The organism is Ruegeria sp. AM7 (genome assembly GCF_056535965.1).
Genome location: NZ_JBQFJE010000003.1, coordinates 94294 through 110246, shown reverse-complemented (window position 1 = coordinate 110246; position 15953 = coordinate 94294). Strand labels below are relative to the sequence as shown.

The 15953-nt window shown below is 57.6% G+C and carries 15 protein-coding genes; 8 read left to right on the top strand and 7 right to left on the bottom strand.

The genetic code is table 11. The features are described 5' to 3' along the window. Positions 1 to 29: 29 nt before the first annotated feature. The 5 genes from ACR3EG_RS04220 (at position 30) to ACR3EG_RS04200 (ending at position 5564) form a co-directional block, all read left to right on the top strand. The gene (locus ACR3EG_RS04220; protein ID WP_480483159.1) at positions 30 to 1559 is read left to right on the top strand and encodes an ABC transporter ATP-binding protein; all 1530 of its coding nucleotides are present in this window, start codon (positions 30 to 32) and stop codon (positions 1557 to 1559) included. Positions 1560 to 1562: 3 nt separating this feature from the next. Further along, positions 1563 to 2657 carry an ABC transporter permease gene (locus ACR3EG_RS04215; protein WP_480483157.1) on the top strand — a complete coding sequence of 365 codons (1095 nt, stop codon included), beginning with the start codon at positions 1563 to 1565 and terminating at the stop codon, positions 2655 to 2657. Continuing rightward, on the top strand, positions 2657 to 3625 hold the full coding sequence (locus tag ACR3EG_RS04210) for an ABC transporter permease (RefSeq protein WP_480483155.1): 969 nt from the start codon (positions 2657 to 2659) through the stop codon (positions 3623 to 3625). The genes ACR3EG_RS04215 and ACR3EG_RS04210 overlap by 1 nt, the downstream gene beginning before the upstream one ends. 248 nt (positions 3626 to 3873) lie before the next feature. Continuing rightward, positions 3874 to 4794, top strand: a complete 921-nt coding sequence (locus tag ACR3EG_RS04205; protein WP_480483153.1) for a sulfite exporter TauE/SafE family protein — start codon at positions 3874 to 3876, stop codon at positions 4792 to 4794. 2 nt (positions 4795 to 4796) lie between these two features. Next, on the top strand, positions 4797 to 5564 hold the full coding sequence (locus ACR3EG_RS04200; protein ID WP_480483151.1) for a TIGR02186 family protein: 768 nt from the start codon (positions 4797 to 4799) through the stop codon (positions 5562 to 5564). 1 nt (position 5565) lies between these two features. Here ACR3EG_RS04200 and ACR3EG_RS04195 read toward each other — a convergent pair whose 3' ends face one another. From ACR3EG_RS04195 to ACR3EG_RS04165, 7 genes are all read right to left on the bottom strand, one after another. After that, complete coding sequence (locus ACR3EG_RS04195) at positions 5566 to 6294, bottom strand: SDR family oxidoreductase (RefSeq protein WP_480483149.1); 729 nt, start codon at positions 6292 to 6294, stop codon at positions 5566 to 5568. Further along, complete coding sequence (locus ACR3EG_RS04190; RefSeq protein ID WP_170353500.1) at positions 6291 to 7823, bottom strand: ATP-dependent DNA helicase; 1533 nt, start codon at positions 7821 to 7823, stop codon at positions 6291 to 6293. The genes ACR3EG_RS04195 and ACR3EG_RS04190 overlap by 4 nt, the downstream gene beginning before the upstream one ends. 60 nt (positions 7824 to 7883) lie before the next feature. Continuing rightward, positions 7884 to 8522, bottom strand: a complete 639-nt coding sequence (locus tag ACR3EG_RS04185) for an acyl-homoserine-lactone synthase (RefSeq protein ID WP_480483146.1) — start codon at positions 8520 to 8522, stop codon at positions 7884 to 7886. 83 nt (positions 8523 to 8605) lie between these two features. Then, entirely contained in the window at positions 8606 to 9325 is a 720-nt protein-coding gene (locus ACR3EG_RS04180; RefSeq protein WP_480483145.1) for a helix-turn-helix transcriptional regulator, read from the bottom strand. After that, entirely contained in the window at positions 9264 to 9482 is a 219-nt protein-coding gene (locus ACR3EG_RS04175) for a hypothetical protein (RefSeq protein ID WP_170772339.1), read from the bottom strand. Before ACR3EG_RS04175 ends, ACR3EG_RS04180 begins: the two co-directional genes overlap by 62 nt. A gap of 207 nt (positions 9483 to 9689) precedes the next feature. Further along, positions 9690 to 10976 carry a crotonyl-CoA carboxylase/reductase gene (gene ccrA, locus ACR3EG_RS04170; RefSeq protein ID WP_209195320.1) on the bottom strand — a complete coding sequence of 429 codons (1287 nt, stop codon included), beginning with the start codon at positions 10974 to 10976 and terminating at the stop codon, positions 9690 to 9692. A gap of 112 nt (positions 10977 to 11088) precedes the next feature. Continuing rightward, positions 11089 to 12477 (bottom strand): 1-acyl-sn-glycerol-3-phosphate acyltransferase, encoded by a 1389-nt coding sequence (locus ACR3EG_RS04165; protein ID WP_480483142.1) that lies wholly within the window; start codon positions 12475 to 12477, stop codon positions 11089 to 11091. Between the two features lie 143 nt (positions 12478 to 12620). Here ACR3EG_RS04165 and ACR3EG_RS04160 point away from each other — a divergent pair, with 143 nt between their 5' ends. From ACR3EG_RS04160 to deoD, 3 genes are all read left to right on the top strand, one after another. Beyond that, a complete protein-coding gene (locus tag ACR3EG_RS04160; RefSeq protein ID WP_480483140.1) occupies positions 12621 to 14585 on the top strand; it encodes a methylmalonyl-CoA mutase family protein in 1965 nt (654 codons plus the stop codon). 125 nt (positions 14586 to 14710) lie between these two features. Further along, positions 14711 to 15028 (top strand): H-NS histone family protein, encoded by a 318-nt coding sequence (locus ACR3EG_RS04155; RefSeq protein WP_170353506.1) that lies wholly within the window; start codon positions 14711 to 14713, stop codon positions 15026 to 15028. Positions 15029 to 15045: 17 nt separating this feature from the next. Beyond that, positions 15046 to 15756: a purine-nucleoside phosphorylase gene (gene deoD / locus ACR3EG_RS04150; protein WP_480483138.1), complete on the top strand. Its 711-nt coding sequence runs from the start codon at positions 15046 to 15048 to the stop codon at positions 15754 to 15756. The last annotated feature ends 197 nt before the right edge of the window (positions 15757 to 15953 follow it).

The following is a 15953-nucleotide window of genomic DNA, read 5'->3' as shown; positions in this document are numbered from 1 at the left end:
CGGCCCTTTCGGCAATCTGAGGACAAGACATGAGCGTCCCCGCCATTGAGCTTAAGGGCATTTCCAAAGCCTTTGGGCCGGTTCAGGCCAATAAAGACATTTCCATCAGCGTCGCCCCCGGTACGATCCATGGGATCATCGGTGAAAACGGTGCGGGCAAATCCACGCTGATGAGTATCCTCTACGGCTTTTACAAGGCCGATAAGGGCGAGATTTGGATCAACGGTGACAAGACCGAAATTCCCGACAGTCAGGCTGCGATTGCGGCAGGTATTGGGATGGTGTTCCAGCATTTCAAGCTGGTGGAAAACTTTACCGTTCTGGAAAACATCGTTCTGGGTGCCGAGGACGGAGGGCTGCTTGCCCCCTCGCTGTCCAAAGCGCGTAAAGAACTGAAAGCGCTGGAAGAAGAATACGAGCTGTTCGTCGACCCTGACAAACGTATCGACGAAATAGGCGTGGGCATGCAGCAGCGTGTCGAAATCCTCAAAGCCCTGTATCGCAAGGCCGAGATCCTGATTCTGGACGAACCCACCGGGGTTCTGACCCCGGCCGAGGCCGATCAGCTGTTCCGCATCCTCGACCGGCTGCGGTCCGAGGGCAAGACGATCATCGTGATCACCCACAAGCTGCGCGAGATCATGGAAAACACCGACACCGTCTCGGTCATGCGGCGTGGTGAGATGACAGCCACAGTCAAAACCGCCGATACCAACCCGCAGGAACTGGCCGAGCTTATGGTTGGGCGCAAAGTGCTGTTGCAGGTTGACAAACTGCCCGCAAAACCAGGCCAGCCCGTGCTTGAGATCGAAAATCTGAGTGTCACCGATAGTGCGGGTGTCGAGCGGGTCAAAGGCATCGACCTGACCGTCCGCGCGGGTGAAATCGTGGGCATTGCGGGCGTTGCCGGCAATGGTCAGTCTGAACTGCTTGAGGTTCTGGGCGGGATGCGTCCGGGCCAAGGCACGATCCGCCTGAACGGCGCACCTTTGGCGCTGAGCGGGGCGGGCTCGGATGGTCAGACACGCCGGGCGCAAGGGATTGCGCATGTACCCGAGGACCGCCAGCGCGAAGGTCTGATCATGGATTTCCACGCGTGGGAAAACGTGGCCTTCGGCTATCACCGCGACCCGGCCTACAAGCGGGGCCTGTTCATGGACAACGCCGCCCTGCGCGCTGATACAGAGGCCAAGATGGAAAAGTTCGACGTCCGCCCACCCGATGGCTGGCTTGCGGCCAAGAACTTCTCGGGCGGGAACCAGCAAAAAATTGTCGTCGCGCGCGAGATTGAGCGGAACCCCGATCTGTTGCTGGTGGGTCAACCAACACGCGGCGTGGATATCGGCGCGATCGAGTTCATTCACAAACAGATCGTCGCTCTGCGCGATCAGGGCAAGGCGATCTTGCTGGTTTCGGTCGAGCTGGAAGAGATCTTCTCGCTGTCTGACCGGATTGCGGTGATGTTTGACGGACATATCATGGGCGAACGCCTGCCCCATGAGACGGATGAAAAAGAGCTGGGCCTGCTGATGGCCGGTGTTGCGGGAAAGGCCGCGTGAAGCATGGATAAAATGCCCAAATGGGCCGATGTCGTTCTGATCCCGCTGATCAGTCTGATACTGGCTGCAATCCTCTCGGCGTTGGTGATCCTCGCCATTGGTGAAAACCCCATCGAGGCCGTGAACCTGATGGTCACCGGCGCGCTGGGGTCGACCTATGGCTGGGGCTATACGCTGTATTACGCGACCAACTTCATGTTCACCGGTCTGGCCGTAGCCGTGGCATTTCACGCGCGTCTGTTCAACATCGGCGGCGAAGGTCAGGCCATGCTGGGCGGTCTGGGCGTCGCCATGGTGTGCCTCTATATCGATTGGCCCCACTGGAGTATTGCCCTGCTGGCCGCCTGTGTCGGATCGGCCCTGTTCGGTGCCATGTGGGCGGCAATCCCCGCCTACCTGCAAGCCAAGCGCGGTAGCCATATCGTGATCACAACGATCATGTTCAACTTCATCGCGGCAGCCTTCCTGAACTATATGCTGGTCAACGTGATGCGCCCGCAGGGCTCGCAAGACCCGGCAACCGCGCGTTTCCCCGAAACGGTGCATTTGCCAACCTTCCAGTCCATGTTCTCAACCGCCGAGAATGCTATGTTCCGGGGCGCGCCCGCGAATATCTCGTTCTTTGTGGCCTTGCTGGCCTGTGTCGCGGTCTGGGCGCTAATCTGGCGGACGCGGCTGGGTTATGAAATCCGCGCCTATGGCCATTCGGAAACCGGGGCCGTCTATGCCGGGATTTCCCCGGTGCGCATTACCATCATCGCCATGCTGATCTCGGGCGGATTGGCGGGGATGATGGCCATCAACAACGTCATGGGCGAGGCAGAGCGTCTGGTCCTGAACTCGACCGAGGGCGCAGGTTTCATCGGCATCGCAGTGGCGCTGATGGGGCGGTCGCACCCGTTCGGGGTGTTCCTTGCCGCGATCCTGTTCGGGTTCCTCTATCAGGGCGGTGCAGAACTTGCGCTGTGGACCTCGATCCCGCGTGAGCTGATCGTGGTCATTCAGGCCCTTGTGATCCTGTTCACCGGAGCGTTGGACAACATGGTACGGATGCCGCTTGAAAAGCTGTTCCTGAGCCTGCGGAAAGGAGCGCAGTGATGGAGGCCTTCGTAACTCTTATCCAAGTCCTTGATTCGACAATTCGACTGGCAACACCGCTGCTGCTGGCCTGTCTGGCAGGGCTCTATTCGGAACGCGCGGGCATCTTTGATATCGGGCTTGAGGGCAAGATGCTCATGTCCGCCTTCTTCTCGGCCGCCGTGGCCGCTGTGACCGGCTCGGTCTGGCTGGGCCTTCTGGCAGGAATCGGGGCTTCACTAATCCTGTCGGCCCTTCATGGCGTCGCGTCGATCACGTTCCGGGGCAATCAGCTGATCTCGGGCGTCGCGATCAACTTCCTGGCCTCGGGGATGACCGTTCTGGTCGCTCAAAGCTGGTTCCAACAGGGCGGGCGAACTCCGTCCCTGTTCGGCGGCGGCCGGTTCGAGCCGATCAACTTCCCCTTTGCCGACGCGATAAGCAGCGTGCCCATCGTTGGACCGATCTACTCCGAGCTTCTGTCGGGGCATTCCATCCTCGTCTATATCGCTTTCCTGATGGTGCCGCTGACGTGGTGGATTCTGTACCGCACCCGCTTTGGCTTGCGCCTGCGGGCCGTGGGCGAAAACCCGGCCGCTGTAGATACCGCAGGTGTCTCGGTCGTGGGGCTGCGCTTTGCCGCCGTGGCGATTTGCGGCGTACTGTGCGGGATCGCGGGTGCCTATCTGGCGACCGCCCTGCAAGCCGGGTTCGTCAAGGAAATGACCGCCGGACGGGGTTTCATCGCACTGGCCGCGCTGATCTTTGCCAAATGGCGGCCTTGGCATGCGATGGGAGCGTGTCTGCTGTTCGGTTTGCTTCAGGCTGTTGCGCTGCGTTTCCAGAATATTGACCTGGGCGGCGTTGTCATCCCGGTACAGGTCATGGATGCCCTGCCCTACATCCTGACCGTGGTGATTCTGGCCGGGTTCGTTGGCAAAGCTGTTCCACCCCGGGCGGGTGGCGAGCCCTATGTGAAAGAGCGGTAATAAGTCCAGTTTCGGACAGATTTCAGTCCTGTTCGCTGCAGAGCGGCATGCACAGTTGATTTTGCATGCCGCAGACGCTCTAAAGAGGTATGCGAGTGTTTCCTGTGCCAGCCAATTCCGGACACATACCCACCCGGGTAAATTGCCCAATGGGTTCAAAGCCACGCCTCACGCAGAATTCAAAGCTCTTTCCGGAAACGGACCGCATATCATCACCTAACACACCTGTTAACAAGACCTAGTTCCCCATGCAGATCTACCTTCCTATCGCCGAAGTCTCTGTTAACGCTTTTCTACTGCTGGGTTTGGGCGGTATGGTCGGTATCCTCTCCGGCATGTTTGGCGTCGGCGGCGGGTTCCTGATGACACCGCTTCTGTTCTTTATTGGTATCCCTCCGGCCGTTGCTGTTGCGACCGAGGCGAACCAAATCGTCGCGTCTTCATTTTCCGGTGTTCTGGCACATTTCAGGCGTAAGACCGTCGACCTCAAGATGGGCACTGTCCTGCTGACGGGAGGCCTAATCGGCGCGGCCCTTGGGGTGGTGGTATTCAATTACCTCAAAAGTCTTGGTCAGGTCGATCTGCTGGTTACCCTGTGCTATGTCGTCTTCCTGGGTGTGGTCGGCAGCCTGATGTTCATCGAAAGCCTGAATGCGCTGCGAAAGTCCAAAAAAGGTGGCGCTGCGCCTGCGAAAAGACGACAGCGTGGCTGGGTTCATGCCATGCCTTTCAAAATGCGTTTCCGCACCTCGGGCCTTTATATTTCGGTTATCCCGCCGGTGATGGTCGGGCTTTGCGTTGGGGTTCTTTCAGCGATCATGGGGGTCGGAGGCGGCTTTATCATGGTGCCTGCTATGATCTATCTGCTGGGAATGCCCACCAAAGTTGTCGTCGGCACCTCGCTTTTTCAGATCATTTTCGTAACAGCGTTCACCACGATGCTGCACGCGACAACGAACTATACGGTCGATATCGTTCTGGCCGTTCTGCTGCTGGTCGGAGGCGTCATAGGCGCGCAGATCGGCACGGTGATCGGCGCGCGTATGCCGGCCGAGCAGCTGCGCGTTTTGCTGGCTGCGTTGGTTCTGGTCGTTTGCGGAAAGCTGGCGCTTGATCTGCTTTTGGAACCGTCCGAGCTGTATTCGCTGGGCGTGGAAGGGGGGCACTGATCATGCTGAAACGCCTGATCCTTTTGCTTACCCTGTGCGTGACACCCGCGTTGGCCGAAGAAGAATCCGTTGTACTTGGCCTTAGCCAGGATCGTGTGGCGATCACAGCCACGTTTGACGGGTCCGAGATTTTGATTTTCGGGGCCGTCAAACGCGAAACACCCATTCCATCCGGTCCCCCGCTTGAGGTTATCGTCGCCGTTGCGGGGCCATCCAGCCCGGTGACCGTCCGCAGGAAAGAACGCAAGCTTGGCATTTGGGTCAATACCGACAGCGTTCTGGTCGACCTTGCGCCCAGTTTCTACGCCGTCGCAACAAGCGCGCCGCTGGACGATATTCTGTCGGATACCGAAGACCTGCGCTATCGCGTCTCGATTGAACGTGCGATCCGGTCTGTCGGCGCTGCGATGCACATTCGCGGGGCACAGGACTTCGCTGACGCCGTCGTGCGTATCCGGGAAGACGAAGGGCTGTATTCCATCCGCGAGGACACGGTTGCAGTGGATGAACAAACCTTATTCCGGACCTCAATCGACATGCCAGCGGACCTGACCGAAGGTGAGTACGCGGCGCGCATTTTCCTCACCCGTGGCGGCGCAGTCGTGTCGCAGTTTGAAACCATCATCGACGTGCGCAAAGTGGGGCTGGAACGGTTCCTTTATACAATGTCCCGCGAACAACCCGTCTGGTATGGGTTGATGTCTCTGGTCATCGCGATTGCCGCTGGCTGGGGCGCCTCTACCGCCTTCCGGCTACTGCGCGAGACCTGAGTTACCCACGCCCAATATAAGGCATCGTGGTCGCCATAACCGTCATGAACTGAACATTCGCATCGGGCGGCAAACTGGCCATGTGAAACACCGAACGGGCAGCGTCACCAACGTCCATCGTGGGGTCCGGCTGCTGCCCCGCTGCGATGGCATTGTCTACCAAATCCTGCACCATCTGCGTCCGCGCGTTGCCGATATCGATCTGACCGCAGGCAACGCCAAATGCCCGCCCGTCCAAAGACAGGCTACGCGTCAACCCAGTGATCGCGTGTTTCGTTGCCGAATAATGCACCGAGTTTGGTCGCGGCACGTGGGCTGCAATCGATCCGTTATTGATGATCCGACCGCCCTGAGGCGATTGGTGTCGCATGATCCGAAAGGCTTCGCGCGCGCATAGGAACATTCCGTTCAAGTTGACGTTTACACTTTGGTACCAGTCTTCCAGCGCGATCTCATCAATGGTGCCACCGGGGGCAAAGATACCCGCATTGTTGAACAGGACATCCAGCCTGTCCGCCCTATTGGAAAACGTCCGAAAGGCCCGAGATACCGCAACCGGATCCGTAACGTCGGCAGCCAGCACAATCGCCTTGGGGTGCTGTTGCGCAATTTCGTCCAGCTTATCGGCACTGCGGGCCAACAGACCTACGGTCCAGCCCTCATTCAGAAACAGCTCGGCTGTGGCGCGCCCTATGCCAGAGCTTGCGCCGGTTACGATGATCGTCTTCATGTCTCTTCCGCCTCCAATGTCAGCGAGGCCGCCGGAACCGCCCTCAGATCATCAACGCGCAAAGGATAGGTCGGCTTGGCCAAACGGTTCCGTACCACCCAAATCAACCGTTCCTGCGCACGCGTGATGGCCACATAGGCCAGACGTTTCCAAAGGGGCTGCCCCGCTTCGGTTCGGCCCATCCGAGCAGCTGCGTAGATATCGGGTGCAAAGACCTGCACCGTGTCCCATTGCGAGCCCTGCGCCTTGTGGATGGTCACGGCCGCCCCATGCAGAAAGGTCGCGCCCATGCGGGCGGCATAGGGGATGAATGGCTCTTCCTCATCCGGCATTTCGATTTTCACGATCGAGGCCGCGCTAACCTGCGGGTCCTCGGCCCCCATGACGTGCAGGCGCGAAAAACCGGGCTTGCGACCCGGCCCCAGATAAACAACCTGCGCCCCTTTGATCAGCCCGCGCGCTTCAAGGTCCAGACGCTTCTTGCGATGCTTCAAGGGCAGTTCGATCCCGTCGCAGATCAGCGGCTCGCCTTCCAGCAACTCGGTATCCGGGGCACCATGCACCTGCCGAAACGCCTGAATCAAACGGATACGTGTCGCATTGCGCCACACCAGAACCGGGCTACGGGCCATCAGATCAACCTCGACCCGTTGCCCCCACACGACGCGGTCATCCTGCCGGGCCGTTTGTTCAACCAGACGCTCGAAATCTTCAAACCCCATGGCAGGGTCCGCCAGCGCATGGGCCAGATCCAAAATGGGATTGTCTGCCGTCTGGCGATGCACCCGGTGCAGGATCTGCTTGCGCGGCTCGGGCAGACCATCAAACACCATGCTGCCCGATTGATTGACCGGAGCCAGCTGCGCCGGATCGCCAAACAGCAACAGCGTTGGGAAAATCTCCTGCAGGTCCTCGAACTGCCGGTCGTCCAACATCGAGGCTTCGTCTACGAACCCGATATCCAATGGTTCTTCCCGACGTTTCCAGCCTGTGATGAAATCCGAACCACGTAGCCCCGCCGCGGCCAAAGCACCGGGAATGGACTTGTTGTTTTCATAAAACGCGGCGGCACGGTCCAGTGCCTCGTCGGTCAGCCCTTCGATCTCGGGGCGTTCGTCGTTTCCGGCCAGCCACTCGGCAATCCGCTCATATTCGGGGTCATAGACCGGTGTATAAAGGATGCGGTGGATCGTGGTCGCAGGAACCCCGCGCAACCGCAATACGCTGGCCGCCTTGTTGGTGGGGGCCAGAATTGCAAGGCTGCGTTTGTCCCGTGCCTTGCGGCTTTCAAAATCGCCCGAGACGATCTGAACGCCAGTTTCAGCCAGCGCCTTGTAAAGCTCGGCCAACAGCAGCGTCTTGCCCGACCCAGCCTTGCCGATCACCGCCATCACACCGGATTTTCCGTTGCCCGGCAGTTTCAGCAAGGCATCGTCATCCAGATCAACGCCTGCCGACCTCAACATCTCTGCGATGTTGTCATAGGCGGCGGCTTGGTCGTCCGAGAAGGTCACGAGGGGCGTAGACATGGCGCGACCCTACAAGGCCGCGCCAGCTATCACCAGATGCGGTTTCCGCTTTTCCGCAACTTATGCAGACAGCGCAAACCGATGCTGCCGCGCGGTTCCGAAAGCGGTCTTGAACCAAAGACGCGACAGTTCACGCGGGATACCGGCACGTTCGGCCACACGGTTGCAATCGTCGGAAGAATAAGGCCACAACCCTACCGAAATCTGATCACGCCCCGTTCCTTGCGACCCCAACACCACCGGAGACGACCCGATCAGCCGGTAAATCCTGATCATTCGTGCATCAAACACGCCGGCGATATGGGTCAGGCCGAACCCTTCCATGATTTCGCCCCCGCTCAGCATAATGGCACCGGCGGTATGTGGGCTGGCCGTTCGGGACAGGCAAAAGCGTGTAACCTCCCAGATCAGTGGGCTGTTGATCGGTTCACCCCCAGTCAGATGCCCGAATACTTCGTTCACCATAACGCGCCCGGTCGTCGGCAACACACGCATGGACCCGCCATGACTGCCGTCTTCTTCTTCCCAGATAACATAGAGCGGGTTCAGATCATCATACTGATCCCGCTCTTCCCCCCTTTCATTGACATATACGTCCCAACCCAGTCGGGTTTTGAACTGATCGGCTCGGTCGCGGAACATTCCGTCGGCGAGCTCAGGAAATTTGTGAAGTTCGTCGGCAAACAAATAGCGCAACATGACTTTTTCCCCTTGTCGTCCTGTGCAGGAACGAAGGGAGTACGAAGTCGTGGTTAATTTACCGTTCGAGGTGCGCGCGGCCGTTAAACGACTATTAATCCCCGACTGAGCGCCGTTGCGATCGCGTGGGTGGTATTCTGCGCCCCAAGCTTGGCACGGGCGCTTTCGATATAAACACGCAGCGTATGTTCAGAGATTGACAAGGAATGTGCCACTTGCGCACGGCTATAGCCCAGCGCCAGCAGGGTCATGGCATCCACCTCGCGTGGGGACAGCCCGCGCGGCGCATCCGGTTGACGGTCGCGTTCAAACTCCAGCGCCTTTCGATTGAAATAATGCGCAATAAGGATCAGCTCACGCCCATGGGTATCAATGAAAGCTGTCCAACTGGCGTCGTCGCAGGTGTGGTTTACGGTGAACAGCGCAAACTGGCCGTTCGGGCCCCGGATCGGGATTGAATAGCCTTGGTTACCGACCCCATGCTCCAGCGCGTCCTGCAGGAAATTCTTGGCAACTTTTCCGGACCAGTCCAAAGACTTCCAATCCACAGGATGAAAGCGTTGAAAACACCCCAGTATTACGGGGTCAATACGGTGGTAATTCCGCTCGCGGTATCGTTCTGCCCAGGCGTCGGGATAGGTGGTATAACCGTACTGGTCACCTGCCCCGTCAACCCAATGATATATAAGATGTTCAACCTGTAGCCGGTCGCGCAACCTGACGGCAACATCGCTTAATTCATCAAGCGTGCTGGTGTTTTCCAAGTCCTCCAGGACCTGAGCCATATCCGGTGTTGTTCCCATTCGCAGGCGTCCGAGCCTCATCCTTCAAGGACGCAATCTCGGCCGCTGCGATCAGCTTGGTGTCATCCAACTGCTCGGCAAGCGCGGTCAAACCGTTCTCAACGGCGAATGCGTTGAGATCCGACAAAACGTCCAGTATCCACTCATTTTTCGCCATCTAGAGTCGCTCCGAAACGGTTAACGAAGGGTTAACACAACCATAACATGTGCAGTGTTTTTGCGGCAATTCACTGGTTTCTACTCCCCAAAAATAGCGGGGTCGGGTTCTGCAAGTCGTTGAAAACGGTCACTCGTTCCCAAAACGCAGCGCACCCGCGGACCGAATTAACGATTCGCGGGCGCAATTTCTAGAGAAGCAGGCCGGTTACCCGCGCGCGTCCAGAACCTCTTCGAGGGTGCGCATTCCGGTGCGCGGAGCCTGAACCAGAACCGACATGTTGCCGGGCTTATGCTCGTTGCGCATCATTTTCATGTGGGCTTCGGGCAGCTCGTTCCAAGCAAAGACTTCAGACATGCAGGGGTCCAGACGACGCTCGACCATCAGCTGGTTTGCCGCCGATGCCTGCTTCAGATGCGCAAAGTGTGAACCCTGAAGACGCTTCTGGTGCATCCACATATAACGCACGTCGAAGGTCAGGTTATAGCCGGTGGTGCCAGCACAGATGACGACCATGCCGCCCTTTTTCACCACGAAGGTCGAGACAGGGAAGGTGCTTTCGCCAGGATGTTCAAACACCATGTCGACATTCACACCCTTGCCTGTGATGTCCCAGATGGCTTTGCCGAATTTACGGGCCTCTTTGAACCACTCGGCATATTCCGGCGTGTTGACTGTAGGCAGTTGACCCCAGCAATTGAAATCCTTGCGGTTGATCACACCCTTGGCGCCCAGACCCATCACAAAGTCACGCTTGCTTTCGTCCGAGATCACGGCGATCGCATTCGCACCTGCGGTGTTGATCAGCTGGATCGCATACGATCCCAGACCGCCCGACGCGCCCCAAACCAGAACGTTCTGCCCCGGCTTCAGGTCATGCGGCTCGTGACCGAACAGCATCCGGTAGGCGGTGGCCAGCGTCAGCGTGTAACAGGCGCTTTCTTCCCAGGTCAGGTGCTTGGGGCGCGGCATCAGCTGCTGGGCCTGCACATTGGTGAACTGCGCGAACGAGCCATCGGGCGTCTCGTAACCCCAGATGCGCTGGCTGTCCGAATACATCGGGTCGCCACCGTTGCAGTGTTCGTCGTCACCATCATCCTGATTACAATGGATCACGACCTCGTCGCCAACTTTCCAGCGGGTAACTTTCTCACCCACAGCCCAGACGATGCCCGAGGCATCCGAACCCGCGATATGGAAGGGCTGACCATGGCCGTCAAAGGGGCTGATCGGCTTACCCAGCGACGCCCAGACGCCGTTGTAGTTCACACCAGCCGCCATCACCAGAACCAGCACCTCGTGGCTGTCCAGCTTGGGCACATCGACCACTTCCAGCTGCATGGCCGTGTCCGGCTCGCCATGGCGTTCCTTACGGATCGCCCACGCATACATTTTCTTAGGCACAAATCCCATCGGAGGGATTTCACCCATCTCATAGAGGTCTTTTTCCGGCGCGTCGTAGGACGCGATACCGCTTTCGGTGTCCAGAGCCATGTTGGCCTCCTTTTATCTAACCCTTCGCCGCGATGCAGAATCGCCTGCGTTACCAGATGAGATATTTGGACCCGAGCAATATTGCAATAGAATTTGCATCTATTTTGTAATTTTATGACCCAGCGGGTGCAGAAATTTCTTTTGCTGACGCAGCATCCCCAAACTCGATATCTTCCCGCGCAGAGGCCGCGTAGTAGTTCAACAGGTCAACCCTTTGACCAGATTGGGATATTTTTCCATCTACCTGCTTCAGGATCCGCCTCTGCACGAGTTGGTCCAGAGCCTGGGTAATCACAGTGTCGTCTGGACCTGCCGAAGTTCCGTCGCGTCGCATGGAATCCGAAACAATACGCCGGACGTCATCTTCCAGCAATTCACCACGTTCCTGGATCAGCTTGCAGATCGCCGGCAGAGGGACAAGCGGGATAGCATCTTTGATACGGCCCATCAGGGCACGCGCCAGATCTGTCATGACGTCCCGCTCATGCTCGATACGAAACTCCTGTAACGAGATCGGTTTCCCATACCGCACCGACGCGAGTCCGAACCGAGTGTACCGCCCGATCAAACGGCGACCAATCTGCTTGAGAATCCAACCCGTAATCACCCCAATACGGGCGCGAAAACGCCTTTCATTCCCCAGCGCAGCCTTTGTCAGGATCGTATCCTCAAGCACCCGGTCATAATTCAACGCGACAGGTACGAAGACCACATCTCGTCCATCCGGTTTGGTTCCGTCCAGAATATACTTCAACAGACCCAGCTTGGGACGCCCCAGAGCGCCACTTAGGCTTAATCCCCCTTCAGGGAACATAGCCTGCGTTACCCCTGCTTCGGTCGCGTGACGCACATAGCAGGCCAGGACCTGCCGGTAGAGCTCGCTGCCCGATCTGCGACGGATAAAGTAAGCGCCCATGGCCCGGATCAAGCGGCTGAGCGGCCAGACACGCGCCCACTCGCCCACCGCATAGGACAATGCCGAGTGCTGCGCGGCCAGATACGTGACCAAAACATAATCCATGTTGCTGCGATGGTTCATCACAAACACAACGGTTGCGTCGGGGTCGATGTTTTTTATCGCCTCCTCATCCTGATAGCTGAGGCGCACATCGTAGAACGCATTGCTCAGCATGCGGGCGACTCGAATTGCAAAACTGAAATACGCCACCGCCGAGAAAGATGGCACGATCTCGCGCGCGTAACGGCGGGCGGTTTCGAAAGCCACCGCTTCGGGGACGCCGGTTTCATGTGCATGATCCTGAACCGCTTGTCCCACTTGGGGGTCGTAAATCAGGCGCTGGATCATGTCGTGCCGCTCGGCCAGCTTGAAAGGCTGAATCGGGCGCTGCAGCCGCGTATTCAGGCGCTTCACCGCACGTTCAAGGCGACGACGAAAGAACCACCGCACGGACGGAAACAGAAAATGCGAAGCAAATGTGACCGCGGCAAACACCAGGATCAGCAAAAACAGCCAAAGCGGAAGCTCCACGGTCTCAGTCATGCGCGCACCCTGACAGCAAACGTTGCGTCCTACAATCACAAGAACTGCATATGCCGCATCGCAGCGAATTGACATATCCCGAAAATTGCGCTTTAGAAGCCTTCAGAGTAATTTTATTGCCCACCAAGGACACGAGGCCCGCCATGACGCAGACGCAGAAAGATCGCCCCTGGCTCATCCGAACCTACGCCGGTCATTCCACCGCAAAGGCGTCGAACACATTGTATCGCGGCAATCTGGCAAAGGGTCAGACCGGGCTGTCAGTGGCCTTCGATTTGCCCACTCAAACTGGCTATGACAGCGACCATACGTTGGCACGGGGCGAGGTCGGGAAAGTCGGCGTTCCTATCAGTCACTTGGGCGACATGCGGGTTCTGTTCGACCAGATTCCGCTGGAGCAGATGAATACCTCGATGACCATCAACGCAACGGCACCATGGTTGCTGGCGCTGTATATCGCCGTGGCCGAAGAACAAGGCGCGGATGTATCCAAGCTGCAAGGCACAGTTCAGAACGATCTGATCAAGGAATATCTGAGCCGCGGCACTTACGTGTGCCCGCCGAAACCGTCGCTGAAGATGATCGCGGATGTAGCCGAGTACTGCTATACCAACGTGCCAAAATGGAACCCGATGAACGTGTGTTCCTATCACTTGCAGGAAGCTGGCGCGACGCCCGAACAAGAACTGGCCTATGCCCTTGCAACGGCCATTGCCGTTCTGGACGAGCTGCGCCCGCGCGTACCGGCCGAAGATTTCCCCGCGCTCTGCGGTCGGATTTCATTCTTTGTGAACGCGGGAATCCGTTTTGTCACCGAGATGTGCAAGATGCGCGCCTTCGTGGATCTTTGGGACGAGATTCTGAAAGACCGCTATGGAGTCGAAGACTCCAAGTTCCGCCGCTTCCGCTACGGCGTGCAGGTGAACTCGCTCGGCTTGACCGAGCAACAACCAGAAAACAACGTCTATCGCATCCTGATCGAGATGCTGGCCGTGACTCTGTCGAAAAAGGCACGCGCGCGCGCGGTTCAGTTGCCTGCCTGGAACGAGGCGCTGGGTCTGCCCCGCCCATGGGATCAGCAATGGTCGATGCGGATGCAGCAGATTCTGGCCTATGAGACCGATCTTCTGGAATACGGCGATCTGTTCGACGGCAACCCCACTGTCGACGCTAAGGTCGAAGAACTGAAAGCAGGCGCGCGCGCCGAACTGGCGAATCTGGATTCGATGGGTGGTGCTGTCGCTTCGATCGAATACATGAAGTCCCGTCTGGTTGACTCGAACGCCGAGCGCCTGAATCGCATCGAACGCAATGAAACCGTTGTCGTCGGCGTGAACAAGTGGACCGAAGGTGAACCCTCACCGCTGCAGACCGAGGACGGCGGCATCATGGTTGTCGATCCAGCGGTCGAGCAAGAGCAGATCAGCCGTCTCAACGTATGGCGCTCCGAACGCGATGACGCCGCCGTTACGGCAGCGTTGGCGGCATTGCGCGAAGCGGCGCAGACAGGCACGAACGTCATGGAGCCTTCGATCGCAGCTGCCAAGGCCGGTGTCACCACTGGCGAATGGGCCGAAGAAATGCGGAAGGTTTATGGCACATATCGTGGGCCGACCGGTGTGTCCGGGTCGGTATCGAACAAAACCGAAGGTTTGGAAGACCTGCGCGCCGCTGTGGATGCGGTCAGCGACAAGCTGGGTCGTCGTCTGAAGTTTCTGGTCGGCAAGCCAGGGTTGGACGGCCATTCAAACGGTGCGGAACAGATCGCTTTCCGCGCCCGCGATTGCGGCATGGACATCAGCTATGAAGGCATCCGCCTGACACCCGAAGAAATCGTCGCCGCAGCAATGGAAGATCAGGTTCATGTGATTGGCCTTTCGATCTTGTCGGGCAGCCATATTCCTCTGGTGCAGGATGTCATGGCGCGCCTGAATGCCGCCGGCTTAGACATTCCGGTAATTGTCGGCGGGATCATCCCCGAAGATGATGCGGAAAAGCTGAGGGCAATGGGCGTCGCACAAATCTATACCCCCAAGAACTTTGAGCTGAACGCAATAATGGGGGATATTGTTACGCTGGTTGACCCTCAAAACATCGCCGCTCAATAACAGTCGTATTATCTGTTCTTTTTCCATATCTATTCCATGATAAATTGGGATAGATATCGCCCGTTGTTAGATTTACGGCATTGCTTTGAAAACGCCGTAATAAAACTTGGGCTGGGAGAATACGAATGGCGATTAACCTTGAAAAAATGTCGCGCAAAGAGCTGATTGACCTGCGCGGACAGTTAGATAAAGCACTGATAAAAGCGGAAAAACGCGAACGGCAAGAGGCTTTGAAAGCTGCAGAAAAAGCTGCGGCAGAATTCGGCTTTTCCTTGTCTGAATTGTCGGATGGCGGCATCGGATCGGGCAGCAAACCAAAAGCAAATGCCAAATATCGCAACCCTTCTGAGCCAACTCAAACATGGTCTGGACGCGGACGCAAACCGCAATGGGTTCATGACGCGCTCAATTCCGGGGCGGATATAGCCGATTTGGAAATCTGATAGGAATTAACTTTGACATGACAATTCATATTGGTGCCGAAAAAGGCGAAATTGCAGAAACGGTTCTTTTGCCCGGCGACCCATACCGGGCAAAATGGGCGGCAGAGACGTTTCTGGACGACGTAAAACAAGTCAATAATGTGCGCGGCATGTTGGGGTTCACCGGGACCTGGAAGGGCAACCGCGTAACCATTCAGGGCAGCGGGATGGGTATGCCTTCGCTCTCGATCTACGTGAACGAGCTGATCCGCGACTATGGAGCCAAGACCCTGATCCGCATCGGTTCATGCGGCGGCATGCAGGATAAGGTCAATATCCGCGACGTGATCCTTGCGATGACATCGACAACGCTTAGCACGCCGTCCCGCGGGATCATGAAAGAGCTGAATTTTGCCCCCTGTGCGGATTGGAGCCTGTTACAAGCCGCCGCTACGGCAGCAGCCGCGAAGGGTACGCCGACTCATGTAGGGGGTATTTACTCGTCCGACGTTTTTTATGATGAACGCCCCGACTTGAATGAACAAATGGTGCGTCACGGTATCCTGGGCGTCGAAATGGAAGCTGCCGAGTTGTATATTCTGGCCGCCCGCCATCAATGCAGGGCACTGGCCGTTCTCACCGTCTCGGACCACTTGCTGACCGGAGAGGCTCTGCCCTCTTCCGAGCGTGAAAGCAGCTTTGGCGATATGGTCGAGATCGCTCTGCAGGCGGCCTTTCCTGCAGCATAGATTCAAGCAGGGCGAAGCTGCCCTGCTTGTTTAGCGCTCTCTAAGACATATGTTCGGCGCGTCTTTACCCTCATGCTGGGCGCCGCAAAACGCGCAAACCCAGATACCTTCCTTTCGATATTGACGCCACCGGCAATCGCGCGACAGGGACGTCGTTCTGGACCGCCAATAAAGGTAGGCGAAAACACCGGCGGCAA

What these genes read in the sequence shown, in the direction of transcription:
- ACR3EG_RS04215 (WP_480483157.1), top strand. Translation starts at nt 1,563, where the DNA reads ATGGATAAAATGCCCAAATGGGCCGATGTCGTTCTGATCCCGCTGATC.
- ACR3EG_RS04165 (WP_480483142.1), bottom strand. Translation starts at nt 12,477, where the DNA reads ATGACTGAGACCGTGGAGCTTCCGCTTTGGCTGTTTTTGCTGATCCTG.
- ACR3EG_RS04195 (WP_480483149.1), bottom strand. Translation starts at nt 6,294, where the DNA reads ATGAAGACGATCATCGTAACCGGCGCAAGCTCTGGCATAGGGCGCGCC.
- ACR3EG_RS04205 (WP_480483153.1), top strand. Translation starts at nt 3,874, where the DNA reads ATGCAGATCTACCTTCCTATCGCCGAAGTCTCTGTTAACGCTTTTCTA.
- ACR3EG_RS04160 (WP_480483140.1), top strand. Translation starts at nt 12,621, where the DNA reads ATGACGCAGACGCAGAAAGATCGCCCCTGGCTCATCCGAACCTACGCC.
- ACR3EG_RS04210 (WP_480483155.1), top strand. Translation starts at nt 2,657, where the DNA reads ATGGAGGCCTTCGTAACTCTTATCCAAGTCCTTGATTCGACAATTCGA.
- ACR3EG_RS04220 (WP_480483159.1), top strand. Translation starts at nt 30, where the DNA reads ATGAGCGTCCCCGCCATTGAGCTTAAGGGCATTTCCAAAGCCTTTGGG.
- ccrA (WP_209195320.1), bottom strand. Translation starts at nt 10,976, where the DNA reads ATGGCTCTGGACACCGAAAGCGGTATCGCGTCCTACGACGCGCCGGAA.
- ACR3EG_RS04200 (WP_480483151.1), top strand. Translation starts at nt 4,797, where the DNA reads ATGCTGAAACGCCTGATCCTTTTGCTTACCCTGTGCGTGACACCCGCG.
- ACR3EG_RS04155 (WP_170353506.1), top strand. Translation starts at nt 14,711, where the DNA reads ATGGCGATTAACCTTGAAAAAATGTCGCGCAAAGAGCTGATTGACCTG.
- ACR3EG_RS04180 (WP_480483145.1), bottom strand. Translation starts at nt 9,325, where the DNA reads ATGGGAACAACACCGGATATGGCTCAGGTCCTGGAGGACTTGGAAAAC.
- ACR3EG_RS04175 (WP_170772339.1), bottom strand. Translation starts at nt 9,482, where the DNA reads ATGGCGAAAAATGAGTGGATACTGGACGTTTTGTCGGATCTCAACGCA.
- ACR3EG_RS04190 (WP_170353500.1), bottom strand. Translation starts at nt 7,823, where the DNA reads ATGTCTACGCCCCTCGTGACCTTCTCGGACGACCAAGCCGCCGCCTAT.
- deoD (WP_480483138.1), top strand. Translation starts at nt 15,046, where the DNA reads ATGACAATTCATATTGGTGCCGAAAAAGGCGAAATTGCAGAAACGGTT.
- ACR3EG_RS04185 (WP_480483146.1), bottom strand. Translation starts at nt 8,522, where the DNA reads ATGTTGCGCTATTTGTTTGCCGACGAACTTCACAAATTTCCTGAGCTC.